The following is a 25,563-nucleotide window of genomic DNA, read 5'->3' as shown; positions in this document are numbered from 1 at the left end:
TTCGTAATGACAGCGAAATAAGCTACACCACGGTGTTATACCATATTTTATAAAGTCGTTGTAAATTGGGAGTGTTAATGTCACAGCAAGGTGCTTTTAAAGCAAGAAACAGGCAGAGAGATGTAGAAGTTAATGCCTTAAAATTGCCTCCTCACTCTATTGAAGCTGAACAATCCGTCTTAGGTGGGTTGATGCTAGATGCTGAAGCGTGGGATCGTGTTTCTGAAGCGGTTGTGCCAGAAGATTTTTATTCTCGTTCTCATCGAATGATTTTTACGGCAATGCAACGTTTAATGGAATCTGGCCAACCGCTGGATTTGATTACCGTGTCTGAACAACTCGAAATTGAAGATCAATTAGATGATGCCGGCGGCTTTGCTTACTTAGGCGAAATTGCCAAAAATACTCCCAGTGCCGGTAATATTTTATCTTATGCGGATATCGTGCGCGAACGTGCCGTGGTGCGAGACATGATTGCTGTAGCTCATGAAATTGCTGATGCAGGTTACAATCCTGAAGGGCGTGATTCTGGTGCATTATTAGATTTAGCCGAAACCAAAGTCTTTAAAATTGCTGAAATGCGAACCAATGCCAATGAAGGCCCGGAAAACATTAAAAGTATTCTTGAAAAAACCGTCGATAGGATTGAACAGCTTTATAACAATCCTCATAACGGGGTTACCGGCGTTTCAAGTGGTTTTAATGACTTAGATAAAATGACCGCCGGGTTTCAGTCTGGCGACCTAATTATTGTTGCCGCACGTCCTTCAATGGGTAAAACCACCTTCGCGATGAACTTGTGCGAACAAGCCGCCATGAATGAAGATAAACCAGTGCTTATTTTTAGTCTCGAGATGCCATCAGAACAGATCATGATGCGTATGCTAGCCTCACTCGGCCGGGTTGATCAAACCAAAATTCGTACAGGTCAATTAGATGATGAAGATTGGGCTCGCGTGTCATCAACCATGGGAATTATGCTTGAGCAAGGTAAAATGTACATCGATGATGGCTCAGGGTTAACCCCGACAGAAGTTCGCAGTCGTGCCAGACGGATTGCGCGTGAGCATGGCGGCTTATCAATGATCATGATCGATTACCTGCAGTTAATGCAGGTGCCAGCGTTAAAAGATAATCGTACTTTAGAAATTTCAGAAATCTCTCGTTCATTAAAAGCTTTAGCCAAAGAGTTAGAAGTGCCTGTTATTGCTTTATCACAGCTTAACCGCTCGCTAGAGCAACGTGCCGATAAGCGCCCAATTAACTCTGACTTGCGTGAATCGGGTGCTATTGAGCAAGATGCCGATTTGATCATGTTTATCTATCGTGACGAAGTGTATAACGACAGCTCAGAAGATAAAGGCACCGCTGAAATCATTATTGGTAAACAGCGTAACGGGCCAATTGGGCGAATTCGACTGGTATTCCAAGGTCAGTTCTCTCGTTTTGATAATTATGCTGGGCCGCAATTCGAAGAAGATTAATCATTGATTAGATTGTATTTGTGTTTTTAGTATCGTTATTTATGATACGAGTTTATTTCTGTTAGTGAGGGGTTCTTTATGGCATTAAACCTCCTAACAGGCAGCAAGCCGCGCCATATTATTTATTGTTAATTAAGGCAATCTATTGAAACCTTTTCCTCGTGCAGAAATCAGTCGTTACGCATTACAAAGTAACCTAGCACAACTGCGTCTTATTGCACCAGATAGCAAAATTATGGCTGTGGTTAAAGCCAATGGTTACGGCCATGGTCTGCTAAACGTTGCAGAAAGTGTTGGCATATTAAATTTTATAGAAAGTGCAGGTAAATATTACGGCGGCGCCGATGGCTTTGGTTTAGCAAGGCTGGAAGAAGCATTGGAGCTCAGAGACGGTGGCGTAAAAGGTAAGCTTCTATTATTAGAAGGTTTTTTCCGCCAGTCTGACTTGCCGTTGTTGGTCACCCATAATATCGACACTGTTGTGCATCATGAATCACAACTGCAAATGCTTGAAACCATTAAGCTCGATAATCCGGTCACCGTATGGATAAAAATCGATACCGGTATGCATCGTATCGGCTTTAGTTTAGAGCAGTTTTCCGGCATATATCAGCGTTTAATGGCTTGCCCACAAGTGGCTAAACCGATCCATTTGATGACCCATTTTGCCTGTGCAGACGAACCTGATAATCAGCTGACTCAAAAGCAGATGGATGCCTTTGAACAACTGACAAGTCACTTAGATGGCGATCGTACTTTAGCCAATTCAGCCGGAACATTATTTTGGCCATTAAGCCAAGCAGATTGGATAAGACCAGGCATCGCACTTTATGGTATATCTCCAGTTGTTGGCGACAAAGGGATTAACCATCAACTGATTCCGGCTATGGAACTGGTGTCTAATTTAATTGCTGTTCGTGAGCATAAAGCCGGTGATAGCGTGGGCTACGGTGCCGTGTGGACCGCGAAACAAGATACCCGCTTAGGTGTGGTGGCTATGGGTTACGGTGATGGATATCCGCGTAATGCGCCAGAAGGTACACCGGTGTGGATTAATGGCCGCAGGGTGCCAATTGTTGGCCGAGTATCGATGGATATGCTAACGGTAGATCTGGGCGCAGATGCGCAAGATAAAGTCGGTGACAGCGTGCAGCTTTGGGGTAAAACCCTCGCGGTAGAGGAAGTAGCTGAGCATATTGGCACTATTGCTTATGAGTTAGTGACTAAATTAACCCCACGGGTAGTGGTTGAGTTACTTGACTAGCAACGTAACCATGCTGCGTTTTGCCCAATACGCTGTTGCGTCTTGGGCATTTTAGTTTATGCGGCACCATTTTAGCTGAAATATTATTCGTCTTTACAAGCTTATACATCTTCAAAACAAATTTCGATAAACACATTGCCGTGCTTATGACTAAAGGGCATCATAATTTTTTTGCCGCGGGCTTTGTGGGAAATAGTATGATTTTTGCCAGAGACGACGGCCGGAGTGGCCATATCAAAATCATACCCTTTTTCACTTAATAAATTTTTAGCTCCACCCGTCACCATATTGGTTATTTCACCGACTAAATCGGTTATGTCCTCGTTAATGGATTCTGGTTTTTCCCCTAGCATATTGTTCATTATTTCAAGAATTAATGACTGTTCGAAGGTAATCGACAGTGAGCCGCGGGTTTTAGGACTTATCATGCCCATTAAGCCTGATACGTCACCTTTTGCAATATCATGATTTTTCAATTGTGGCTTACCAGGCGTTAACTCAATAGTTGCCATGGTTGAGATAACATTGATTAAAGAAACAAGGAATGGGTTAATGAATTCAACGTTCATAGGCTAAGCGATCCTTCTAGATTCAAAAATTGGCGATAGGTCATAGGCAGAGAATAGACAGAACATCACGTTACACGACCCTATCATGATAAACCATCATAGTTACTGATTTTTATAAATGCTTACTATATCAGCAAAATGGAATACAGCTTCAAGCTTAGAACACAAAAATGAAATTGAAAGAGACGTCAGTTGCAAAAACAAATATTAAGTTGAAATTGAGAGATTTACACATTGATAATGTATTTACATTACTGATTTCTTAAGCCTATCTTGTTGATAATTTAATCGTTTTGTATCAATAATATGGTCAATCTAGGATGAGATAAATCAATAGCTTAAGCGGGTTAACTTATCGCTCGAGCCGTTCAATCAGCTTAATACGGAGAAATAGAGATTGATGAAAGTTGACGCTTTTTTGGTTAATTCCTTTACTGCCAATGGAAGCGGAGGAAACCCTGCAGGCGTAGTATTGCAGGCAGATAATTTGTCTAACGAACAAAAGTTAGCAATAGCACAGGTTGTTGGTTATTCAGAAACTGCTTTTGTATCTCAAGATGACGAAGTCGACTTTGGCTTGTCTTTTTTTACCATAACGGGTGAAGTTGACTTCTGTGGGCACGCTACCTTAGCTGCATTCTCAATAATGTATAAAAAAGGAATCATCACCGCAGGGCGATATGTCCAAAGGACTAAAGTCGGTTTACTTGCTGTTACAATAGCGTCTAATGGTCAAATAGTGATGGAGCAAAAGCTACCTAAATATCTTGGGGTTTTTGGGTACGAGGCTATATCAGAGTTAATTGGCATTGACGTGAAAACGTTAGCGTCAACTCAATTACCAATCGAGGTTATTTCAACAGGCCTGCCTGATATTATGGTTCCAGTGCCATTTGGGTATCTTGATAAAATCCAGGTAAATGAACATTTACTCAGTGAATTCTGTAAAAAACATGATTTAGTTGGTCTGCATGCTTTTGAATTGTGCGAGGGAAAAAGCGGCCTGACAGCGAGTTGTCGTAACTTTGCGCCTTTGTTTGGCATACCAGAGGAATCAGCTACAGGGAGTGCTAGCGGAGCATTAGCATGCTACCTAAGTAAATACCTTAGTAGTGAACATATGACTGACTTTACTTTCGAGCAAGGTAGGGCAATGAACTGTGTTTCAATCATTACAGCTTCAGTTGAGTCAAATGAATTAGCGACTCTCAAGGTGTTGGTCGGTGGTTTTGCTCAAGAGATTGGACAGCAGCAAATCTTCGTTTAACAAATAAGGATAGGCCGCGCGAAGTGGCGTTCTTATCTCAAGTGTGAAACCCGCCCAAACACTTGAGATGTACTCTTTATTAAATTAATCACAGATAAAGAGTTTGAGCTGTTTGGTATGGTGTTAAACGGCCAGAGGTTATCAAAACGTCCCTTACATAAGCCGTTAGCACTCAAGGCGATGCAAAATATTTACACTACTCTGGACTATTTCAGCACTTTTCCCTGTCATATATGCAGTCGTGATGGCGCCTTCTTTAAGTAAACAGATAGCATTTATGAGATCCGGTGAAGCATTGTTTAGTTTGTTTTGAATAAGCTGGCGTACTTGTTCTTTGTGGTAACAGCAATAGCGAGAAATATCGCTTTCTGGGTTACTAAATTCTGCTGACGTATTGATGAAAAAGCATCCTCTAAAACCACCTAGTTCAGCTTCATTTCCACTAAACCAACTGTGTAACGATTGGAATAGAACATCGATTAACTCATGGTCGCTTGTTGTTTGTCCTAGCTTACGCTCTAGCCAGTTCATGAAGATTTGATGTCTTTGGTTTAACGCAGCCATGATCAAATCGTCTTTGCCGTTAAAGTGATTGTATAGAGTTTTTTTAGCTACTCCTGATACCTTAATGACTTCGTTAATTCCAATTGAGTTAATACCTTGTCGGTAAAAAAGATCTAGCGCTGTGTTTAACAGTAGCTCACGTTTCTTGCTCATCATGATTTCCATAAAACTAGTTGTCCTTATATTGACAAAAGTAGAACGACTTGTCTACAATTGCCGGTAGACAAGTCGTTCTACTTTTTGGGTGTTTATATGAATCGTTATTTGTTAGCTGTAATTGCTGGGATCGGGGCGTCATTTACCATTGGTTTATTGTCATTAATTGAAGCTAACATGGATAATGCTGTATTAATTATGGCTCCATTTGGAGCTACTGCAGTGCTTGTATTTGGTGTGCCAAGTAGTCCATTGGCTCAGCCAAAAAATGTTATTTTTGGACATTTGATAACGGCATTTATCGGAGTGTTTTTCTACCAATACATAGGCGTAACTCCGGTTACAGTCGCAATAGCGACGGGGTTAGGTGTTACCAGTATGTTGGTTTGCAAAACAACCCACCCACCTGCTGGAGCAAATCCAATTCTAATTATGCTTTCAGGGCAAGGATGGTTGTTTTTGGTTACCCCTGTATTAGTCGGTTCTGTTGTCATAGTTTTGATGGGTAAAGGGCTTCAAAAGCTTCAGGATTACCACTTTAAACCAGAATGCTAATAAAGCATTTAAGAATGGTTCCTAACATTTGGCATTATCAGCTAAAGACTGGGTTTTATGTTTACGGTGTAATAGTTTCGGTGCTGGCGTTGCTCACACCTCATTACCGCGTTGAACTAAGCTGCTGCGCTGAGCTAAATGGAGCTTCAATTGAGTGTATTATCCTCATTGAATCAGCTAAACTAAAAACAGTGTGATGGAACACAGCAATAAAAAAGGGATTTCAATGAAAGACTTAAACACTTGTCAGTATCAATCTATTCAAACCTGCTTTGTAAGCGTGAGACCGCGCTCAAAAAACAAAACTCCTACAGTATAAAGCGTACCAACTAATCTGAACTCGGCAATGGCTAAGTCCAATAAGTGATTTATGCTTTGCAAACAGCGCAGTACACAAATACTAGAACGTTATGTAGCACAAGGATCAAGCAAGTGTCGAAATCTGTAGCAATCACCATAAACGATCAATTTTCACGAGTTGAGTTTCTCAAAGATAGAACGCCAGAAACCACTAATGAACAAGCAAAAAATGCTTTTGCACTGTTATCTGAGTATAGCGATGGTGGAGTATATATCGCTCATTATTCTGGGTTTAGTGAGTGGGAAAAGCATCCAAAAGGTGATGAGTTTGTTCAGGTTTTAGGCGGAGAAACTACATTAATCCTTTTGGATGGTAACGTAGAGCAACGTAACCTTTTATCGACGGGGCAAATGTTGGTTATCCCCAAAGATGTTTGGCACCGTTTTGAATCACCAAAAGGTGTTAAAGTCATGACCATAACACCGCAACCAACTGAGCATAGTATCGAGCAACCAAACGGTATATAACAAATAAAGATAGGTCGCGTGAGACTGGGTTAAGTGCCCGTAGGCGAGAGCTTTTCTATTTGGTTAAGCAAAAGTGCTATCGTGAAAACTGCCGTCTTGAAAAAGTGGTAAGAAGATAAACCTTCGTTTTCTCTGTTTTTGCAACCTTAAACTATTGTTTTGGATTAGGTTTCATAAATTTCAATTTAGTTTTGTTCAGAAATCATACCGTTGTACAATAAAAATAACTAAATAAGAGGTGTTCTATGGATGGAAAATCATTAATCGTTATTTTAATCATGGTGTCTGCTTCTGCTTCCGCAGAAGTATATAAGTGTGCGGATGGTAAATATCAAGCTGACCCGTGCGACGACCAAAGCGAACCGTTAGATTTAAGTAATGTAGGTAGCGTAGTTGCACCATCAAGAGGTTATCCTGAAAACCTAACTAACGAGACTACAGATGCAAGGCTGCAGGATACTAGTGTTAATCCGCGTGATAAAAAAGCTGAAATCGCTCAATACTTACGTAAACAAAAAATTGAACGGGAAATTAGAAACCTTGAAAAAGAAAGGAAAAAAGCGTTCAAAGATCGTGATGACAAGATCGAGCAATTGCGTACAACAGGTAAGCGAGCTAATAATAATTTAGCAGGGGCAACTTGGCAGCAAAGTTTAGCGCAAGAAATGACTGCTGTGATGCAACAGGGAAGTACAGAAGTCGAATCCATAGACCGTCAAATATCTGCGCTTAGATCTGAATTAAAACAATTATAAACTAAACAAACTAAACAATAACCGTTGCTACTAACAGGTAGCTTTTTTGCGAATTAAGCAACGATACTTACTTGCACCATTAGCTTTGTCACTTTTTTGAATGCTATAAGACGTCATCACTTCGGGTTCTCCATTTCCATTTTTCCAATGTATTAGGGTTCCTTGGCGTCTAAAAACGTCTAAAATAAACTCAAAATGTGAGAGCCGTTAATTCTTTAAATACAACGAAAAAGCTAGTCATACTAACGTATACGCTAGATCGCACCTTTATCTTTTCCTAAACCTAAATCCGTAGACACTTGTTACTCAATGACGGGTTAATGATATAATTAGCCATTATTTAGGGCTGCCTAGTTGTATTTGCTTAATTTATAACTTTCTTACTGGCTCCTTGTGCATAACCGATTAACTAAGTGCATCTAAAAACGTGCATCAATACCGCAAATTATGAGTGTAAAAAATTCAGTGAATACAACGCCAAAGCTAGTCATACCAACAGATACGCTTGATCGCACCTTTTCCATAGCGCCGATGCTGGATTGGACTGATCGCCACTATCGCTACTTTGCCCGCTTAATGTCGAGCAAGGCGTTGCTGTATACCGAGATGATCACCACGGGTGCCATATTACAAGGTAAGGGCGACTATTTAGCTTATAACGAGCAAGAGCATCCAGTGGCATTACAGTTGGGGGGCTCTAACGCGGTAGATTTGGCAGCGTGTGCTAAGTTAGCTGCTGAGCGCGGTTATGATGAAGTAAACCTCAATGTAGGCTGTCCATCTGATAGAGTGCAGAATGGTCGCTTTGGTGCGTGTTTAATGGCCGAGCCTGAGTTAGTTGCGCAATGTGTTGATGCCATGAAGCAAGTCACCGATATTCCGATCACGGTAAAAACCCGTATTGGAATTGACGAGCAAGACAGTTATCAGTTTTTAACTGATTTTATTGAAATTGTCAGCGCACGAGGCTGTAGTGCATTTACGATTCATGCGCGTAAAGCCTGGTTACAAGGGTTAAGCCCGAAAGAAAACCGTGAAATTCCGCCGTTAGATTATGAACGGGTTTATCAGTTAAAGCGTGATTATCCACACTTAAACATTAGCATTAACGGTGGCATTAAAACCCTTGAAGAATCTAAGCTGCATTTAGCCCAGCTAGATGGAGTGATGGTGGGGCGTGAAGCTTATCAAAATCCTTATATATTGGCGCAAGTGGATCAGCAGTTGTGTGGACTCGATACACCAGTGATTACTCGTCAGCAAGTGATTGAGCAAATGTTGCCGTATATTGAGGCTCATTTAGCCCAGGGCGGTCGTTTAAACCATATTACCCGTCACATGATTGGTTTATTCCAAGGGTTACCGGGTTCCCGTGGCTGGCGTCGTCATTTAAGTGAGAATGCTCATAAACCTAATGCTGATATTGGGGTTGTGTTAACCGCTGCTGAGTTTGTTGATGCTGAAGCCCTTAGCAGTGACCAAGCTATTTGATATCGCTTTGGTTATTTCACAAGAATATGTGGTGAAATAAACGCCCAAACGTACATGTTGAAAACTGCTATTATCAGAGAAAAAGCGCCTATTGTTAGGCGCTTTTTGGTTTGTTCCTTTAAGTAACATCGTGGCAATAAACCCTTCACTTAAGGTGATGATTATTAGTGCTATTTTTAGCATGACTCTCAATAATCCTCTCACCCTTAAGCGGCCACTACTCATTAATTAATGGATTGTTGCCACAGTAACCCTCGCAGATATCTGAACATTTATTACCACACGTTATGGCGTGTATCACGGCGAATAAATATCGGTGGTCATTTTTACTAACTATCTGGTTAATTTTACTACCTGTTGGTTTTTTGCTCACGGATTTAGTTCAGTTGATTAAATAATAATTAATTTATTTGTTTTTAAAATTATATACTTATGACTATGTTTAAAAGTTGGCACGGCGTTTGTAATACCTATTGTGTAATCAACTAAGCGGGTGTTTAGTTGCAACAAACCAACACAAGAAAGGATGCCATTATGTTTACTTTAACCAACGTGATTCGCCGTAGTGTTCAATTATCAATTGCTGCAGCATTACTTGTCACTGCCAGTGCTTCGGCACAAGCTGATGAAATTTCAATTTCTAACACGGTTGCAGTGCTAGAGCAAAATATGACTCAAGTAAGCCAGGAGATGATTTCAAATGTGAAGCAAGAGTTAATGCTGTCGTTACAAACCCAAATTGCTGAACAAGTTTATGAAATTAATTCGGCATTAGAGTTTGCTAGTTTTGAACAGCCAAAAGTTAGTGCCACTGTTGCTGCTGAGAATAAGTAATGGATTGGCTGATAAATATAGGCTTGGTGCTGCCATTAATGTCGTTATTGTTATTGCCAGTTATCAGTTTTGCACTGTGTGCGACGTTAGTCAGCTGGCTGTTGTGGCCAAGCATTAATGACCAAGCTTAACCGATAAGTCATGGCTTACAACAATAAACTTTGTTCAATACGTGAGGATAATATGAACCGTTTAATCAATAGATTACGAGATGAAACCCGAATTGTGTGTGGGGTCTCGGCTAAGTTAGCGAAACAATATGGCTGGTCATTACTTTGGACCCGAGTCGTAACGATAGGATTAGTATTAACAAACCCAAGTATTAGTTTGTTAGCGTACTTTGTGATTGCAGTGGTAATGAGTCAAAAAATATCTCGATTTTAAGGCTTACCCAGTGTTGGGTAAGCGGGGATATTAACTTCCCCGCAGAGAGATTATAGTGTCAATGGATTTATTTTTTTAAGAAAGCTTGGAAGCGCTGTTTTGCTTCATCGCTTTGTAGACGCTCTGCAAACTCAACTAATTCTAATTTCATCTGGGCTTTAACTTCAGCCTGGTTATGACGTAAAAGCCGTTTTGATGCTTGCATAGATAAGGGTGGCAGTGCGGCCAATTTTTTTGCCTGGGCTAAACTGAAGCTAATCAGCTCGTCTTGGGCCACCACGCGGTTAATAATATTTAAATCCGCCGCAGTTTGTGCATCGAAGGCTTCGCCAAGTAAAATGAGTTCGGCTGCTTTTTGTTGGCCAACAATTAATGGTAATAATATGCTCGAAGCGGCTTCTGGTACCAAGGCTAAATGAACAAAAGGCATTTGAAATTTAGCATTATTATCGGCGTACACTAAGTCACAATGCAGCAGCAAAGTTGTACCAATTCCCACCGCCGCCCCCGTTACCGCAGCGACCACAGGTTTTTTAAGATCTAATAAACAAAACAAGAATTTAACGGTTGGATGATTATCATCTAAGGCGCCACTTTGGAGGAAATCTACGATATCATTACCAGAGGTAAAACAGTTTTCTGTACCATGAAACATAAAGGCACGAATATCATTGTCTGCTTCACCTTGGATCAGGTATTCTGTAAATTGCTGATACATTTCTAGATTAAAGGCATTGCGCTTTTCTGGACGATTAAAACTGATGATACGTACGCCTTGATCATCTCTTACCTGAATATGATTCATTCGTAGTTTCCTTTAATGAACGCGAGTGGAATTGCATGGAGTTTAAGACATTGAAAGCAATATTCAAACATCTGTTTAACTTTTTAGTGTTATCATCAATATCATTCGCAGCCACAGCTAACGTAATGTTAGTTGATGGGTATGTTAGAGCCATGCCTGCGAGTGTGCCTAACACCGCTGCTTATTTTACCTTAGAAAATCACAACAATAGCGATGTTAAGCTTGTTGGCGTGAAGACAAGTGCGGCAAAAGTGGCACAGTTACACACAATTCTAAAAGAAGATGGCATGATTAAAATGCGCCAGGTTGAAGGGTTTACCATACCGTCTCACGGGGCGTTAACCTTGCAACCTACTGGTGACCATGTGATGTTGTTGTCGTTAATTGCGCCTTTGGCCGTAAATGATAATGTGGCTTTAGAATTAATTTTTGAAGATGGTCAGCAACTTATGATTGAGCTTCCCGTGCTTAAACAAGCCGCGACTCAACATGACGAGACTGTTGAACATCATCACCATCATTAAGGAGTTATATTGATGCAAGTAACAAGGAATAAGATTTTAGCCGTTGTTGGTGTGATTGGTTTAGTACTTTATTTTGTCAGTGTATGGTGGAGTATTGAACCAGATCCGATTAAACCGGCATCGCAGCAAACAGATAGTGGCAAGTTAATTGTGGGCTATGCTACAACAACGTCATTAATTGCCACCATGGAAACCTTGCTGGATAAACCAGGTGGTTGGCTATCTAATGATATTATGCCTCCGTCGGTAATGATGGATAATATGCCTGCATTTGAATTTGGTGCATTAGAGCAAGTGCGCGATTTAGCGCTTATAATGCGTAAAGAGTTTAGTCGCTCACAGTCGCAGTCTTCTGCAGATAGTGATTTATTAGCGGCACATTCGAAATTAAACATCGACAACACCAGCTGGTTAGTGCCTAGTGCCGAAGGTGAATATCGTGATGCAATCAAATTGCTGAAACTTTATCGCGCTAAAATCAGCGATGCAGATAACAATAATGCCCAGTTTTATGCCCGTGCAGACAACTTGAACGAATGGCTTAAAGAAGTTCAGAAACGCTTAGGCAGCATGTCACAAAATTTATCTGCCAGTGTGGGTCAAGAGCGATTAAATACTGATTTAGCAGGTGATATCTCTGCTCGTCAATCGACTCCTGGTTTAACAAGTAATGAAGTTAAAACCAGTTGGTGGAAAATTGATGACGTATTTTATGAAAGTCGTGGTTCAGCTTGGGCATTATTGAACTTTATGCGCGCCATTGAAGTGGATTTTGCCGACGTATTAGAAAAGAAAAATGCTGAGGTCAGTTTACGTCAAATTATTCGTGAACTTGAAGCAACTCAGCAAACAGTTTGGAGCCCTTTGGTTCTTAATGGAAATGGTTTTGGTTTAGTGGCTAATCACTCGTTGGTGATGGCTAATTATATTTCGCGTGCAAATGCCGCGGTAATTGATTTAACTAACTTACTCTCACAAGGATAATGATGAAAAAGACTCTTCTTGCCACAGCAGTAGTGGGCCTATTAAGTGTGTCATCGGCGCATGCGGCAACTGTATTGGGTTTTAAAGTAGGCGCTGATTACTGGCAGGCTGACACCACAAACACATTTAATGATGATAGTGGTGTTGCTCACAGCTTTAATGATGATTCATCACAAGGTAGCGTGTGGATTGCCGTTGAGCATCCATTACCGTTTGTGCCGAATGTTAAAATTCGTGAAAATCGTCTTGAGTCGAGCGCTGGTATTGCCAATGCCGATTTTAACTTTAACGGTCACAATTTTACTGGTGCAACATCTGTTACTAATGACTTAAGTAATACTGACTTTGTGTTGTATTACGAAATTCTTGATAACGATTTAGTGTCTGTTGATTTAGGCGCTGCCTATAAATTAATGAATGGTTCATTACGCATTAGTGATGCTGGCCACCCTGAAGAAGTCAATATCGACAGTGGTATTGTAATGGGATACGCCAGTGCACAAGTCGGTATGATTGGCTTAGGCTTATTTGGCTTTGCTGATGTGATGTTAGGTTTAGATGAATCTAATGTGTATGACTACGGCGCTGGTTTAGGATGGCAGTTTGACGGTTTAGCTGTTGATACTTCTGTTCGTGTTGGTTACCGCGAGTTTAATTTTGATGTGAATAACTTCTCTGGTGTGTCACAAAATACTCAGTTTAGTGGCGCATTTGCTGGTGTAGAATTAGTTTTTTAATTCGGCATAGCGTTAAACCGTACTAGGGAATCAGCATAAAATTGATTAACAATATTATGCCAATAAAAAAACCGCCAATAGGCGGTTTTTTTATGTGCGGTTAATGGCTACTGAGCAATCAGTCCGCTGTTAATCGAGATAACATCATCTTCGTTCAACGTACCAGCAGCCTGTTTAAGGGCTAGTATTGAGTTAATATAACCATAACGTGCTTGAGATAGTTGGCGCTTTGAATCATATAAGTCACGTGTACGGTTCAGTACATCAACAATTGTACGAGTACCGACTTCAAAACCCGCTTGAGTCGCTTTCAGTGCACTTTCAGACGAAATCACAGATTGCTCATACGCTTTAATTGAACTGATAGAAGCGGTAACGTTGTTAAAGTTATTACGCACGTTTTTAGTCACGCTGCGATGAGTTTGTTCTAGTTTCTCGCTAGCTTCAACATATCTGAATTGAGCTTGTTTCACTTGCGAAGTCACTTTAAAACCTTCGAAAAGTGGAATGCTCAAGGTCACACCAATATTAGCATTGTCGTAATCTGGGCCTGGCGTTTGATCAACACCTTTGTTGTAACCAGCATTTAAGTTCAATGACGGCATATGACCCGCTTTGTACAATTTAATGGTTTCGTTGGCGATATCTTTAGCAATACGCTGAGTCATTAAATCGATGCTATTTGTTTCAGCCATTTTTAACCAACCAGCAGATGCTGCTGGGGCAGGAGAACCTGCTGAAAAACGGCTAGTATCAAGAATATTAATTGATTTGTGATCTATACCAGTAATTTCACGTAATGCTTCATAGCTGTTGTCTAAGGTGTTTTGCGCTTGAATTTCCAATGCTGAAGCTAAGTCATACTGTGCTTGTGCTTCATGAACATCGGTAATGGCGGTTAGACCTACGGCAAAGCGTTGTTTAGTTTGCTCAAGTTGACGTTCAATTGCCGCTTTCTCAGCACCTTGGAATTCATAGTTGTCTTTAGCGGTTAAAACATCAAAATACGCTTTCGTGACACGGGTAATGAGTGATTGTAATGTTGATGCATAAGCAGAATCTGCTTGAGATGCTGCCATTTCAGCAAGGTCTAAACCAACCCATGCACTGTGATCGTAGATAACTTGAGTTAAACTAACACCACCGGTTAAACCGTCGGTGTCTTCTAAAGGGTCATTCCACGCTTTAGCATAGCCAACGTTTGCACTTATTTTTGGTAATAACGGTGCACGATTCTCTTGAATGGTTTCGTATAACGCATCACGCTGTGCTTTGGCTTGTAAAACGATAGGGTCGCTAGTAAGTGCTTGCTGATATATTTGAAGTAAATCATCAGCTTGTGCTGCTGGTGCTGCGATAGCAAATGCTAATGCTGCGTATAATGAACCAATTTTGAATTTCATTTGCTGCCCTTTTTAGACAATGCCTCGGTATGCTGAGGTGTTAAGTAACTTATAAATTTGGTCATGCCCTTCATTAAGTGAATGAGTTAACATCATTCATCCTTAACGCGGCAATCTGCGTTAACTGACTTGTTTTATGGTTATGTACAATAATTTGCTAAAGATATCGTGGTTCAATATCGAGATTTATTGCTCATTATTAATGTTCACAATATGTTGTTCGCGATATGCTGATTATCGACATATTGTGCACTAGTTAATAATTGTGCACTACTATGCTCACGACTAATTGTGTACTACTTAATAGTAGTGATTTTTTCATTTTCAAGTCAAATTTGAAGTGTAACAGATTTTATTTTAATTCGGCCTATTTTTGCTTAGGCAAGCTTAAATGCTTAGTTATTAATTATGTTAATTTAAACTGTCAAAATGATAAGACTGTTTACGTTTTGATAGGCAAGGATAAATATGTTCGAGCAACCCGTGGTCCCAAGCTTTGACGCAGAGTCAGGTTTTAGTCTTATATCTAAAAAAGTATTGTATAAAGGTTTTTTTCAGTTAGACGAATACACCTTCAAACATAAGTTGTTTAAAGGTGGTTGGAGCGGTGAAGTTACCCGTGAAGTGTTTGAACGAGGTCATGCGGTGGTGGTACTGCCATATGATCCTGTTCGTGATGAAATTGTACTGATTGAACAAATTAGGGTTCCTGCATTAGCAACCACTAAATCAATCTGGCTTCTTGAGTTAGTGGCAGGTATGATTGAGCCTGGCGAATTACCAGAACAAGTCGCTGAACGTGAATTAGCCGAAGAAGCCGGATTAAGTTTATTAGGGTTAACACCTATAAACAGTTATTTAGTCAGTCCTGGTGGCACTTCTGAGCGTTTTCATTTGTTCTGGGGGCATGTTGATACAACCAAAGCTAGCGGTATACACGGTCTTGAGTGTGAAAATGAAGATATTCGAGTCCATGTTGTCAGTCGCGAACAAGCTTATGAGTGGGTTAATAATGGTCGTATTGACAATGCTTCGACGGTATTAGGTATCCAATGGTTGATGCTCAACTACCAAAGAATTCGTCAGGCACTTTAGTTATTGAACGTGATAATGATCAAGATAGGAACGATCGAGTGGCAGAGTTTAACCTCAAAAAAAAGCAAAAATATCAACCCAACATCAGTGCTTTTTTAGCAGTCTGTGGTCGAAATTATGCACATATTTTAAAGTGGTTACCTGAACAAATTAACGTCAATGTGCCGTGGCAGGTTGACGGTGAGTTTGGCACTTTATCGATTAATCTTATTGAAAATACTAAGTATACTCAGTTAATCGAAATTTCGCGCCCGATACCAAATGGACATTTTTTTAAATCTCCAAAAGCCATTGTTCGTATCTATCATGATGCGCAATTAGCAGAAGTGTTAACTAGCCAACAGATTTATCGTTTAAAGCCAGTGTATGATTATCCTAATCTACATATGCATCATAGCGATGAAAAATTTCAAGTGAATGCATTCCTTGAGGAGCTGTTGAAGATTGGGTCTAGGAGAGTGAGTTTCCAATCATAGCTTTTTTATTCTTTTTACCATGTTAGGAATCTTTTGTGCTTAAAGACGCAGTGCATTATTCTGTTGCTGAAAATGAGCCTGTGCGATTAGTACAAGTTACTGATCCGCATCTTTTTGCTGATCCTGAAGGTCAATTATTGGGCGTTAACACGGCGCAAAGCCTTCAAGCCGTGTTAAATACCTTTATCGCCACTCAATATCCAGCCCATCTTTTATTGGCTACGGGTGATATTAGCCAAGATTATTCACCTGAATCTTATCAGCATTTTGTGCATAAGATTGAGATGTTAGATCTGCCTTGCCATTATTTACCTGGTAATCATGATGACCCTCGCTTAATGAGCTTGCGCATGCAAGGTGAAAAAGTGTTTGGTCAGCAAAGAATTATCATTGGCAACTGGCTGATACTTATGCTCGACTCCACTGTTTCAGGTAAGCCTGGTGGTTATATGGGCGAGCAGCAGTTTGCCTTAATCGACGCAGCTATCAAGGCTGAACCGAATAAGCATGTACTGTTAGTGATGCATCATAATCCTATTTTAATGCAGTGCGCCTGGTTAGATCAGCATTGCATGATGAATGGAGCAGACTTTTTGCAACGTACAAGCCGTTACCCGCAGGTAAAAGGCATTCTGTGGGGACATGTTCATCAGCAAGTCGATAGAACTCATCTTGGGCCTCATGGCCATATTCCATTGATGGCGACACCATCAACGTGTATACAATTTAAGCCATTGTCATCCTATTTCGCCTTAGATCATCTTCAACCTGGTTATCGTTTGCTGGAGTTGGCAGGCGATGGTAGCATTCGTACTAACGTATATCGCGTGCCTGGTAATCGTTTTGCGCCAGACAATGAGGCCAGCGGATACTAGTTTACTGCGTCATCTTATGTAAAATAGGAGGCGCTTAGTACTCATTAACCGTCTCGCGAGGGAATATGCTGCTCTATATACATGGTTTTAATAGTTCCCCGCGGTCAGACAAGGCCATGCAAACCGCACTGTATATTCAGCAACATTATCCACAAGTCGATTTTCAGCAACCACAATTACCGTCATCACCCACAGCCGCAATGATGTTACTGTGCAACATCACTGAGCAAGCTAAACAGCAAGGTCAGGTGTTGCGCTTTATTGGCTCGTCGTTAGGTGGCTATTTTGCCAGTTATTTGGCCGAAACCTATGGTGGCAGAGCGGTATTGATTAATCCGGCGGTAAAACCGTTCGAATTATTTGAAGAGTTTATCGGGCCTCAATATAATCCCTACACCAATGAGCATTATCAGGTGTTACCGCAGCATCAAGATGATGTTGCCTTGTATAATACTCACGTGATCCGTCACCCCGATCGTTTCCTGGTGCTGTTGCAAACTGGTGACGAAGTGTTAGATTATCGACAAGCACTGCATAAGTACCATAGCAGTGAATTACATTTAGAGCCTGATGGCGACCACAGTTTTGTCGGCTATGAACAACAATTAGATAAAATATGTAAATTTATTCAGTTGTAACGTAATACCGTTACATACAATGATCAATTTGAGCTAACTTTGGCTCTATTTAACTCCAAATGTGTGGACTATGAGCAACCAATATACTTCTGACGCTATTGAGGTCCTTAATGGACTTGACCCGGTAAAACGCCGTCCAGGTATGTATACCGACACCTCTAGACCTAATCACCTCGGGCAAGAAGTCATTGATAACAGTGTTGATGAAGCTCTGGCGGGGCACGCGACTAAAATTGAAGTTGTACTCCATAACGATAACTCCCTTGAAGTGACCGACGATGGACGTGGTATGCCGGTGGATATTCACCCTGAAGAAGGCATGCCTGGGGTTGAACTCATTCTGACCAAGTTGCACGCAGGTGGTAAGTTTTCCAACAAAAACTACCAGTTTTCGGGTGGTTTACATGGGGTGGGTATTTCTGTTGTTAACGCCTTATCCACTCGAGTTGAAATTAGCGTTCGCCGTGATGCACAGATATATGAAATGGCCTTTGAAAATGGCTTTAAGGTTGAAGAGCTTGTTGTAACCGGTACTTGTGGGCGACGCAATACTGGTACTCGAGTCCATTTTTGGCCCGATGTGAGTTATTTTGATTCACCTAATTTTTCGGTCAGCAAGTTAATTTATATACTCAGAGCCAAAGCAGTATTGTGCCCCGGTTTACGTATTAAGTTCACTAATAAACACAATGGTGAAGTGCACGAATGGTTCTACGAAAGTGGCCTAACCGATTACCTCAAAGAAGCGATTAAAGACTCTATTTTGCTACCTGAAGAGCCGTTTGTAGGCAGTTTTAAAGGTAAATTAGAGGCTGCTGAGTGGGCCATTACTTGGCTGCCAGAAGGTGGCGACAGTTTAAGTGAAAGTTATGTTAACTTAATTCCTACCCCACTTGGCGGAACCCATGTCAATGGCTTTAGGCAAGGTTTACTTGAGTCAATGCGCGAGTTTTGTGAGTTTCGCAATCTTGTGCCCCGAGGCATTAAGCTGTCGCCCGAAGATATTTGGGATCGTGCCGCATTTATCCTGTCGATAAAAATGCAAGACCCACAATTTGCTGGGCAAACTAAAGAGAAATTATCGAGTCGTCAAAGCTCTGCATTTGTTGCGGGTATCGCTAGAGATGCGTTTTCTTTATGGTTAAATTCCAATACTGAGTTAGCTGAACAACTAGCAGAATTGTGTATTGGTAATGCTCTGCGTCGTTTGAAAGCGGCTAAGAAAGTGGCACGTAAAAAGGTCACGTCTGGTCCAGCACTCCCAGGTAAGTTAACCGATTGCAGTGGTCAAGACCCAATGCGAGGTGAGTTATTTCTTGTAGAAGGTGATTCTGCTGGTGGTAGTGCTAAACAAGCTCGAGACCGTGAATTTCAAGCTATCATGCCGTTAAGAGGCAAGATATTAAATACTTGGGAAGTCGATTCTGGACAAGTGTTAGCGTCGCAAGAGGTTCATAATATTTCGATTGCTATAGGTTGCGATCCCGACAGCGATGATATTTCAGAATTACGTTATGGTAAAATTTGTATTTTAGCGGATGCCGACTCTGATGGACTGCATATTGCCACCTTATTGTGTGCTTTATTTTTAAAGCATTATCGTGTGTTAGTCGATAATGGTCATGTGTACATTGCAATGCCACCGCTATTTCGTATTGATATTGGTAAAGAAGTTTTTTACGCCCTTGATGAGGAAGAAAAAACAGCAATTTTAGACCGTATCGCTGCCGAGAATAAAAAAGGCAAAGTACAAGTCACTCGATTTAAAGGTCTGGGTGAAATGAACCCGTTGCAATTGCGTGAAACTACGATGGATCCTAATACTAGACGCTTGGTGCAATTAACCATAGATGATGCGGATGAAACCGTGGCATTAATGGACATGTTACTTGCTAAAAAGCGTGCTCCTGATCGAAAGAGCTGGTTAGAAACTAAAGGTGACTTAGCGTTACTTTAGTCGTGTTTCTTAATGCCAATAATAAATAACATAAGGCGAAAGATAATTAACATGCATTATATTAGATTACGCTCTTACTCCAATTTTAGTGGGCGGTTAGCCTTCATTGGGGTGCTATTTTTCACCCTATTTTCTACTGCTGCCTCTGCGGCACAATCGGTAATGATCACAGTCACTAAGGGCTTTGGTTTAAGTCTATATGCTTCTGATTTAGGTGATATTAAACAATTAACTGTCGGCGATGAAGGTACTCTTTTTGTCGGTTCGCAAAAAAGTGGCACAGTGTATGCTCTAGTTGATAGTGACCAAAATGGCCAAGTGGATAAACGTTATTTGATTGCCAGAGGTTTGGACTATCCGGAAGCGTTAGCCTTTCATGATGGTGCGCTATATGTCACAGAAGACGATCGCATTATTCGCTTTGAAGAAATTGAATCCCGTTTGCGCCGTCCAAGCCGTGCGCGTGAAGTGTATGCGAACTTGCCAAGCTTAGATAAAAAGTATTCTCGCTCAATGCATTTTGGACCCGATGGACGTTTATATATATCCATTGGTTCGCCATGCAATGTGTGTGAAGCCGCTTCACCCTTTGGCAGTATTTTGGCGATTAATGTCGATACCGGAGCCAGTGAACAAATTGCTTCTGGTCTTCGCAGTGTTATTGGTTTTGATTGGTCACCCGATACCAACAAATTATGGTTTGCCGATTTAGGTCGAGATTGGATGGGTGATAATCTTCCCGCTGATGAGATAAACCGTTTAGACGTTAAAGGCAGCCATTTTGGTTTTCCTTATTTACATGGCTCAGATGTAGTTGAACCCGCCTATGACAAGCCGGAAAATTTAAATATCACCTTGCCAGTATTTGAATTACCCGCTCACGTAGCGGCAACCGGATTAAGTTTTTACCGCGGCAAGCAATTCCCTCCGCGCTATCGTAATCAGCTGTTTGTTGCTGAAAATGGTTCGTGGAATCGGTCAAGTAAAGTCGGTTATCAAATTGTGATGCTTGATATTACAGATGGCAAAGTCAGTAAACGTGAAACCGTGGTGAGTTTTTTGGATGGAGAATTTCCGGTGGCACGTCCATTTGATGTAATTAATGCGCCCGATGGTGCCATGTACATTTCAGATGATCTAAAAGGTAATATTTACCGCTTGTTTTATAACGCACCCGAACAATCACAGGAAATGAAATAATGAGTGATGCGATTGAATTAAGCCTTGATGGTGTAGAGCAGATGCCGCTGAGGCGCTTTACTGAAGGGGCTTATTTAAATTATTCCATGTACGTGATTATGGATCGCGCCTTGCCGCATATTGGTGATGGTCTCAAGCCTGTACAGCGTCGTATTATTTATGCGATGAGTGAATTAGGATTATCAGCGCAATCTAAACACAAAAAATCAGCCCGTACTGTGGGTGACGTTTTAGGTAAGTATCATCCCCATGGTGATAGTGCGTGTTACGAAGCAATGGTGTTAATGGCTCAGCCATTTTCGTATCGATATCCATTGGTTGATGGTCAAGGTAACTGGGGCGCGCCAGATGACCCTAAGTCATTTGCTGCAATGCGTTATACCGAAGCCAGATTATCAAAGTTTTCTGAAGTATTACTGTCGGAGTTAGGTCAAGGTACTGTCGAATGGGGGGCTAACTTTGATGGCACCATGAAAGAGCCATTAACCTTACCAGCTCGATTACCGCATATATTATTAAATGGTATTACCGGTATTGCTGTGGGCATGGCAACCGATATTCCGCCGCACAACGTGCGCGAATTAGTCGCAGCTTGTATTGAGCTTATCGATAACCCTAAAACCGAATTAGCACGGTTAATGGAGTTAGTCCCTGGTCCTGATTATCCAACCGAAGCTGAAATTATCACTCCTAGAGCGGATATTGAGCGGATTTATGATACGGGCCGTGGTTCAATTAGAGCGCGTGCGGTTTACAGTGAAGAGCAGGGCGAGATTGTCATTACTTCATTGCCGCATCAAGCCAGTAGTGGCAAGATTTTAGAGCAAATCGCTAATCAAATGCAGGCGAAAAAGTTGCCGATGGTGTCTGATTTACGTGATGAGTCTGATCATGAAAACCCAGTGCGATTAATTATTGTACCGCGTTCAAATCGTGTCGACTGCGATCAGTTAATGACCCATTTATTTGCGACTACGGATCTGGAGAAAAGCTTCCGAGTTAACTTAAATGTGTTGGGGCTCGATGGCCGTCCTAAAGTGAAAGGGTTAAAAACGCTGTTAACGGAATGGTTAGAGTTCCGTATCACCACAGTTACCCGCCGCTTACAGTATCGTCTCGATAAAGTGTTAGCGCGCTTGCACATTTTAGAAGCGTTAATGATTGCGTTTTTAAACATTGACGAAGTGATCGAGATTATTCGTTTTAACGATGAGCCTAAAGCTGAGCTGATGTCTCGCTTTAGCTTGTCAGATAAACAAGCCGAATCAATTTTAGAATTAAAGTTACGCCATTTAGCCAAGCTTGAAGAATTTAAAATCACTGCAGAGCAAAACGAACTGGCAGCAGAACGCGATAAGTTAGAGTTATTGCTAAGCTCAGATCGTCGTTTAAAAACCTTAGTGAAAAAAGAGTTAGTTCAAGATGGTGAGACTTATGGTGACAATCGTCGTTCACCAATTATTGAGCGTATTGATGCCAAAGCACTAACTGAACAGGAGTTAACCCCAACAGAGTCAGTCACTGTTGTCTTGTCTGATAAAGGCTGGGTACGTTGTGCTAAAGGCCATGATGTCGATGTAGAAGGATTATCGTATAAGTCTGGCGACAGTTACCTGTGTAGTGTGATGGGTAAGAGTAATCAAGCGGCGGTATTTATTGATTCTACCGGTCGCGCATTTGCTACCGACAGCCATACGTTGCCGTCAGCCCGTAGCCAAGGGGAGCCGATTACGACGCGCTTTAATATGGCACCGAGTGCGACAATGCGGCATGTATTGATGGGCGAGGATGAACAATTTTTCTTATTAGCAAGTGACGCTGGTTACGGCTTTATTTGTGCCTATCCAGATTTAGTCAGTCGTAATAAGGCCGGTAAGGCACTGCTGAGCCTGCCATCAAATGCGTGCGTTATGCAGCCAAAGTTAATTAATAAATCTGGCGATCAATCTTTGTTAGCGATTACCTCAGAAGGTCGGATGCTGATGTTTAGCTTGGATGCTTTACCGCAGTTATCAAAAGGTAAAGGCAATAAAATTATTGGTATTCCTAGCGATCGTGCTAAAAATCGCGAAGAGTTACTCTTGCATCTTGATGTAGTACCACATGATAAGGCTGTGACCTTATGGGCTGGTAAGCGCAAGCTAACCTTGAAGCCAAGTGATTTAGAGCATTATCGTGGTGAGCGTGGCCGTCGCGGGGCTAAATTACCACGAGGATTACAGCGCGTAGACAGTGTTGAAGTCGAGATGGGACCGCTTGACGAGAGTGCTCAAGACGATAATCTGGGCATATAAGCTTAATCGGGGATGAAAGCATTAAGCCGCTCCCCGGTTAATAAATTACCCCGTTTAAGCATAAAAAAAATGCTGCTCATATGAGCAGCATTTTTTTATACAAAAGTGGACGGGGGATTAGGCCACTTCATAAAAATTAGGTTCGTACTCTAGTTGAGTCTGAATAATTTGAGTTGCCATACGGGCACATTTGCCACATTGGTCTGCAACGCCAAGACGTTTCTTTACGTCAGCCAGTGAACTGTCACCTAAGCTAACGGCAGCTTTAATTTGAGTATCTGTAATGGCATGACAAAGACAAACGTACATAGAGAAAGCCTCTTCATTCAAAATGGACCAGGGCTAAGAAAGTAATCTAATTCTAAATGAAAACAGTTATCATTGGCAATAACTTTTTTTACAAAGAATGATTATTTTTAATACAGTTTGATCTGCTTCACTTTTTTATCAAAATGGCACGCTGTGATGAGATATTGAGATGGCATGAGAAAAATATGCTTGAATATTAATTAAATCAATTATCTAGGGTTTTGATGATTGTTGCTCAAGGTGTATTAATGTCATTATTAAGTGCGATCAAGTGGCGGGAATTTAAGTTACTTAGTCGAACTGGAATGATGATTTGATCTTTGACTCACAGAGCAAAGATCAAATCATGATAACTCGGCTATTTTTAATAGCCTTGATTAGCGTCGACGATATATTGTAATGGTTTAGATTGCTGCCAAAGACAATAATTTTCGGTGAATATTTGTACCACTTGTTGAGGAAAGCTTGGTGCAGCAATATGCGGTGTAATGGTGACGTTATCGCAATGCCACAGGGGATGATTAGCTGGTAAAGGCTCTTGCTCGAATACATCGACAATCGCGCGTCGCTGAGGGCATAGTGTTAACTCAGTTTGCAACGCTGCCAAATCAATTGCGTTGCCTCGGCCAATATTAAACAGCATGGCATCTGCTTTTAATAAGCACAGATTAGCAGCATTTAATACATGTGTGGTGTGTGGGGTATTGGGCAATACACTCACAATCACATCAGCGGCAGGTATGTAATCTGCTAATTTATCTATGGTATCGATACGATCAAAGTCATTAACGAGCGCGCCTTGGCGATTGAGGCCGCTGACAATCATACCGAAATGATGAGCGGTTCGAGCAAGGTGTTGAGCGATAGAACCTGTACCAAGTATCAGCAGTTGTAATCCTTGTAAAGTGCGGTATTGACCTGGCTGCCAAAGTTGCAGATGTTGCTGTTGAGTATATTGGGCGTGCTGTCGATAATGGCTTAATAGGTAACCAAAAACATATTCACTCATTAATGGGCCAAATACACCGCGAATATTAGTAAGTAAATAATCATGTGGTAACGAAGACTTCATCAAGGCATCGACACCTGCAAAAGTAGATTGTATCCATTTAAGTTTAGTTGCATGCGGCAGCATAGCAGCCGCTAAATGAGGTTCAGCTAACCAAATATCTGCCTGATGAATGTTATCTGAAATACTGTTGTCTGGGCGATCACCAATGCGATCTGTTATGTCTTCGACAATCTCTAGATCGAATAATGATTGTTGTGCCAGCAATTGCCGATATTGATCATTCTCTCTGGTGAGCAATAATAGTTTATGTGCCACATTCCCCCCGTTAGCATGCATTAAAGAACAGCTTACTTACTCAAACCATCCTGTGTAATCCATTGTTATCGGCATCATGGTTGCTGCAATGGCTTTGTCTGGGTAGTTACTGAAAACACCATCTACTCCCATGGCTTTTAACGCTTGAATATCATTTGGATTATCTACGGTATAAACAAACACTTTGCCACCACGCTGGTGGGCATCATCAACAATGGCTTGACTAACAAAACTTAGATCTAGGTTGATCGAATAGGCATTGAGAGTGGTCATTATTTTCGCCAAGTCGAGCGGGATCCCGCCGAGTAATGGCGCGATAATCGCGTGTGGAAAGGCGTGTTTTATCGCCGCTAAATACGGGTGATTAAATGATGAGATTAATAGCTGCTCTGGAGCATACTTCAACTGTTTAAGGAGTTGCGGATATAAGGCAATAAAGGGCTGTACGCAGCCAACACCTTTTAATTCGATGTTAACACTGCACAAGCCATTGCTTTTAACGCTGACTCGTTCGAGAACTTGCCATAGGGTGGGAATAGCTTGCCCGCTAACGGTAAACTGAGCCAGTGCTGCTTTTGTTGTTAAGTGGATCAGCCCAGTTCCGGTTGATTTGCCTTCTAAGCGGCGATCATGGAACACGACTAATTCTCCCTCAACGCAATGCACATCTAATTCAATGGCTTTGGCACCCAAGTCGAGTGCTTTATCCATCGCAACTAAGGTGTTTTCAGGTTCATAACCGCTAGCGCCGCGGTGAGCAAAAACGAGCATAGCACTCCTTAATCAAT

27 protein-coding genes are annotated in these 25,563 nt (G+C 41.4%); 20 read left to right on the top strand and 7 right to left on the bottom strand.

What is annotated here, in order from left to right; all coding sequences use genetic code 11:
- Positions 1–77 precede the first annotated feature (77 nt).
- The gene (gene dnaB / locus H5123_RS00835; RefSeq protein WP_124015049.1) at positions 78–1,484 is read left to right on the top strand and encodes a replicative DNA helicase; all 1,407 of its coding nucleotides are present in this window, start codon (positions 78–80) and stop codon (positions 1,482–1,484) included.
- 145 nt (positions 1,485–1,629) lie between these two features.
- Positions 1,630–2,748 (top strand): alanine racemase, encoded by a 1,119-nt coding sequence (alr, locus tag H5123_RS00830; RefSeq protein WP_124015048.1) that lies wholly within the window; start codon positions 1,630–1,632, stop codon positions 2,746–2,748.
- A gap of 101 nt (positions 2,749–2,849) precedes the next feature.
- Here the strand turns inward: alr and H5123_RS00825 are convergent, their stop codons facing one another.
- On the bottom strand, positions 2,850–3,317 hold the full coding sequence (locus H5123_RS00825) for a chemotaxis protein CheX (protein ID WP_124015047.1): 468 nt from the start codon (positions 3,315–3,317) through the stop codon (positions 2,850–2,852).
- Positions 3,318–3,717: 400 nt separating this feature from the next.
- Between H5123_RS00825 and H5123_RS00820 the strand changes: the two genes are divergently transcribed.
- On the top strand, positions 3,718–4,584 hold the full coding sequence (locus tag H5123_RS00820; protein ID WP_182696715.1) for a PhzF family phenazine biosynthesis protein: 867 nt from the start codon (positions 3,718–3,720) through the stop codon (positions 4,582–4,584).
- A 165-nt stretch (positions 4,585–4,749) separates the two neighbouring features.
- On the opposite strand, the gene H5123_RS00815 is transcribed toward H5123_RS00820, so the two are convergent.
- On the bottom strand, positions 4,750–5,301 hold the full coding sequence (locus H5123_RS00815) for a TetR/AcrR family transcriptional regulator (RefSeq protein ID WP_182696714.1): 552 nt from the start codon (positions 5,299–5,301) through the stop codon (positions 4,750–4,752).
- Positions 5,302–5,400: 99 nt separating this feature from the next.
- Here H5123_RS00815 and H5123_RS00810 point away from each other — a divergent pair, with 99 nt between their 5' ends.
- From H5123_RS00810 to H5123_RS00785, 7 genes are all read left to right on the top strand, one after another.
- A complete protein-coding gene (locus H5123_RS00810; protein WP_124015045.1) occupies positions 5,401–5,859 on the top strand; it encodes an HPP family protein in 459 nt (152 codons plus the stop codon).
- 432 nt (positions 5,860–6,291) lie between these two features.
- Positions 6,292–6,687, top strand: a complete 396-nt coding sequence (locus tag H5123_RS00805; RefSeq protein WP_182696713.1) for a cupin domain-containing protein — start codon at positions 6,292–6,294, stop codon at positions 6,685–6,687.
- Positions 6,688–6,932: 245 nt separating this feature from the next.
- On the top strand, positions 6,933–7,442 hold the full coding sequence (locus tag H5123_RS00800) for a hypothetical protein (protein ID WP_182696712.1): 510 nt from the start codon (positions 6,933–6,935) through the stop codon (positions 7,440–7,442).
- A gap of 447 nt (positions 7,443–7,889) precedes the next feature.
- Complete coding sequence (gene dusA, locus H5123_RS00795) at positions 7,890–8,933, top strand: tRNA dihydrouridine(20/20a) synthase DusA (protein WP_182696711.1); 1,044 nt, start codon at positions 7,890–7,892, stop codon at positions 8,931–8,933.
- 534 nt (positions 8,934–9,467) lie between these two features.
- Entirely contained in the window at positions 9,468–9,767 is a 300-nt protein-coding gene (locus H5123_RS00790; protein ID WP_124018286.1) for a hypothetical protein, read from the top strand.
- On the top strand, positions 9,767–9,898 hold the full coding sequence (locus H5123_RS20535; protein ID WP_259395234.1) for a hypothetical protein: 132 nt from the start codon (positions 9,767–9,769) through the stop codon (positions 9,896–9,898). Before H5123_RS00790 ends, H5123_RS20535 begins: the two co-directional genes overlap by 1 nt.
- A gap of 52 nt (positions 9,899–9,950) precedes the next feature.
- The gene (locus tag H5123_RS00785; RefSeq protein WP_182696710.1) at positions 9,951–10,151 is read left to right on the top strand and encodes a PspC domain-containing protein; all 201 of its coding nucleotides are present in this window, start codon (positions 9,951–9,953) and stop codon (positions 10,149–10,151) included.
- Between the two features lie 67 nt (positions 10,152–10,218).
- Here H5123_RS00785 and H5123_RS00780 read toward each other — a convergent pair whose 3' ends face one another.
- Positions 10,219–10,956, bottom strand: a complete 738-nt coding sequence (locus H5123_RS00780; RefSeq protein WP_182696709.1) for an enoyl-CoA hydratase-related protein — start codon at positions 10,954–10,956, stop codon at positions 10,219–10,221.
- A gap of 35 nt (positions 10,957–10,991) precedes the next feature.
- Here H5123_RS00780 and H5123_RS00775 point away from each other — a divergent pair, with 35 nt between their 5' ends.
- The 3 genes from H5123_RS00775 to H5123_RS00765 are packed head-to-tail and all read left to right on the top strand — an operon-like array spanning position 10,992 to position 13,201.
- Positions 10,992–11,480 carry a copper chaperone PCu(A)C gene (locus H5123_RS00775; RefSeq protein WP_182696708.1) on the top strand — a complete coding sequence of 163 codons (489 nt, stop codon included), beginning with the start codon at positions 10,992–10,994 and terminating at the stop codon, positions 11,478–11,480.
- 12 nt (positions 11,481–11,492) lie between these two features.
- Positions 11,493–12,464: a DUF2333 family protein gene (locus tag H5123_RS00770; RefSeq protein ID WP_124018290.1), complete on the top strand. Its 972-nt coding sequence runs from the start codon at positions 11,493–11,495 to the stop codon at positions 12,462–12,464.
- Positions 12,465–12,466: 2 nt separating this feature from the next.
- The gene (locus H5123_RS00765) at positions 12,467–13,201 is read left to right on the top strand and encodes a TIGR04219 family outer membrane beta-barrel protein (protein WP_124018291.1); all 735 of its coding nucleotides are present in this window, start codon (positions 12,467–12,469) and stop codon (positions 13,199–13,201) included.
- 107 nt (positions 13,202–13,308) lie between these two features.
- Here the strand turns inward: H5123_RS00765 and tolC are convergent, their stop codons facing one another.
- Positions 13,309–14,604, bottom strand: coding sequence for an outer membrane channel protein TolC (gene tolC, locus H5123_RS00760; RefSeq protein WP_124018292.1), 1,296 nt, complete (start codon positions 14,602–14,604; stop codon positions 13,309–13,311).
- 468 nt (positions 14,605–15,072) lie between these two features.
- Here tolC and nudF point away from each other — a divergent pair, with 468 nt between their 5' ends.
- The 7 genes from nudF to parC all read left to right on the top strand — a co-directional run bounded on the left by nudF (position 15,073) and on the right by parC (position 23,139).
- A complete protein-coding gene (gene nudF, locus H5123_RS00755) occupies positions 15,073–15,699 on the top strand; it encodes an ADP-ribose diphosphatase (RefSeq protein WP_124018293.1) in 627 nt (208 codons plus the stop codon).
- A 38-nt stretch (positions 15,700–15,737) separates the two neighbouring features.
- The gene (locus H5123_RS00750) at positions 15,738–16,175 is read left to right on the top strand and encodes a DUF1249 domain-containing protein (protein WP_124018294.1); all 438 of its coding nucleotides are present in this window, start codon (positions 15,738–15,740) and stop codon (positions 16,173–16,175) included.
- Positions 16,176–16,210: 35 nt separating this feature from the next.
- Positions 16,211–17,050, top strand: a complete 840-nt coding sequence (cpdA, locus tag H5123_RS00745; protein ID WP_124018295.1) for a 3',5'-cyclic-AMP phosphodiesterase — start codon at positions 16,211–16,213, stop codon at positions 17,048–17,050.
- A gap of 65 nt (positions 17,051–17,115) precedes the next feature.
- Positions 17,116–17,688 (top strand): YqiA/YcfP family alpha/beta fold hydrolase, encoded by a 573-nt coding sequence (locus H5123_RS00740; protein ID WP_182696707.1) that lies wholly within the window; start codon positions 17,116–17,118, stop codon positions 17,686–17,688.
- 70 nt (positions 17,689–17,758) lie between these two features.
- Positions 17,759–19,645: a DNA topoisomerase IV subunit B gene (gene parE / locus H5123_RS00735; RefSeq protein WP_124018297.1), complete on the top strand. Its 1,887-nt coding sequence runs from the start codon at positions 17,759–17,761 to the stop codon at positions 19,643–19,645.
- A 162-nt stretch (positions 19,646–19,807) separates the two neighbouring features.
- Positions 19,808–20,845, top strand: coding sequence for a sorbosone dehydrogenase family protein (locus tag H5123_RS00730; RefSeq protein WP_235781984.1), 1,038 nt, complete (start codon positions 19,808–19,810; stop codon positions 20,843–20,845).
- A complete protein-coding gene (gene parC / locus H5123_RS00725) occupies positions 20,845–23,139 on the top strand; it encodes a DNA topoisomerase IV subunit A (RefSeq protein ID WP_124018298.1) in 2,295 nt (764 codons plus the stop codon). The genes H5123_RS00730 and parC overlap by 1 nt, the downstream gene beginning before the upstream one ends.
- Before the next feature lie 117 nt (positions 23,140–23,256).
- Here parC and H5123_RS00720 read toward each other — a convergent pair whose 3' ends face one another.
- From H5123_RS00720 to H5123_RS00710, 3 genes are all read right to left on the bottom strand, one after another.
- Complete coding sequence (locus H5123_RS00720) at positions 23,257–23,448, bottom strand: bacterioferritin-associated ferredoxin (RefSeq protein WP_124018299.1); 192 nt, start codon at positions 23,446–23,448, stop codon at positions 23,257–23,259.
- Positions 23,449–23,812: 364 nt separating this feature from the next.
- Positions 23,813–24,775 carry a D-2-hydroxyacid dehydrogenase gene (locus tag H5123_RS00715; RefSeq protein WP_182696706.1) on the bottom strand — a complete coding sequence of 321 codons (963 nt, stop codon included), beginning with the start codon at positions 24,773–24,775 and terminating at the stop codon, positions 23,813–23,815.
- Positions 24,776–24,811: 36 nt separating this feature from the next.
- On the bottom strand, positions 24,812–25,546 hold the full coding sequence (locus H5123_RS00710) for a glycerophosphodiester phosphodiesterase (RefSeq protein WP_124018301.1): 735 nt from the start codon (positions 25,544–25,546) through the stop codon (positions 24,812–24,814).
- Between the last annotated feature and the right edge of the window lie 17 nt (positions 25,547–25,563).

Origin of the sequence: Shewanella sp. SR43-4 (assembly GCF_014163845.1) — a bacterium.
In the GTDB taxonomy this organism is placed as follows: Bacteria; Pseudomonadota; Gammaproteobacteria; order Enterobacterales; family Shewanellaceae; genus Shewanella; species Shewanella vesiculosa.
This window is presented reverse-complemented; position numbering and strand designations above follow the sequence as displayed.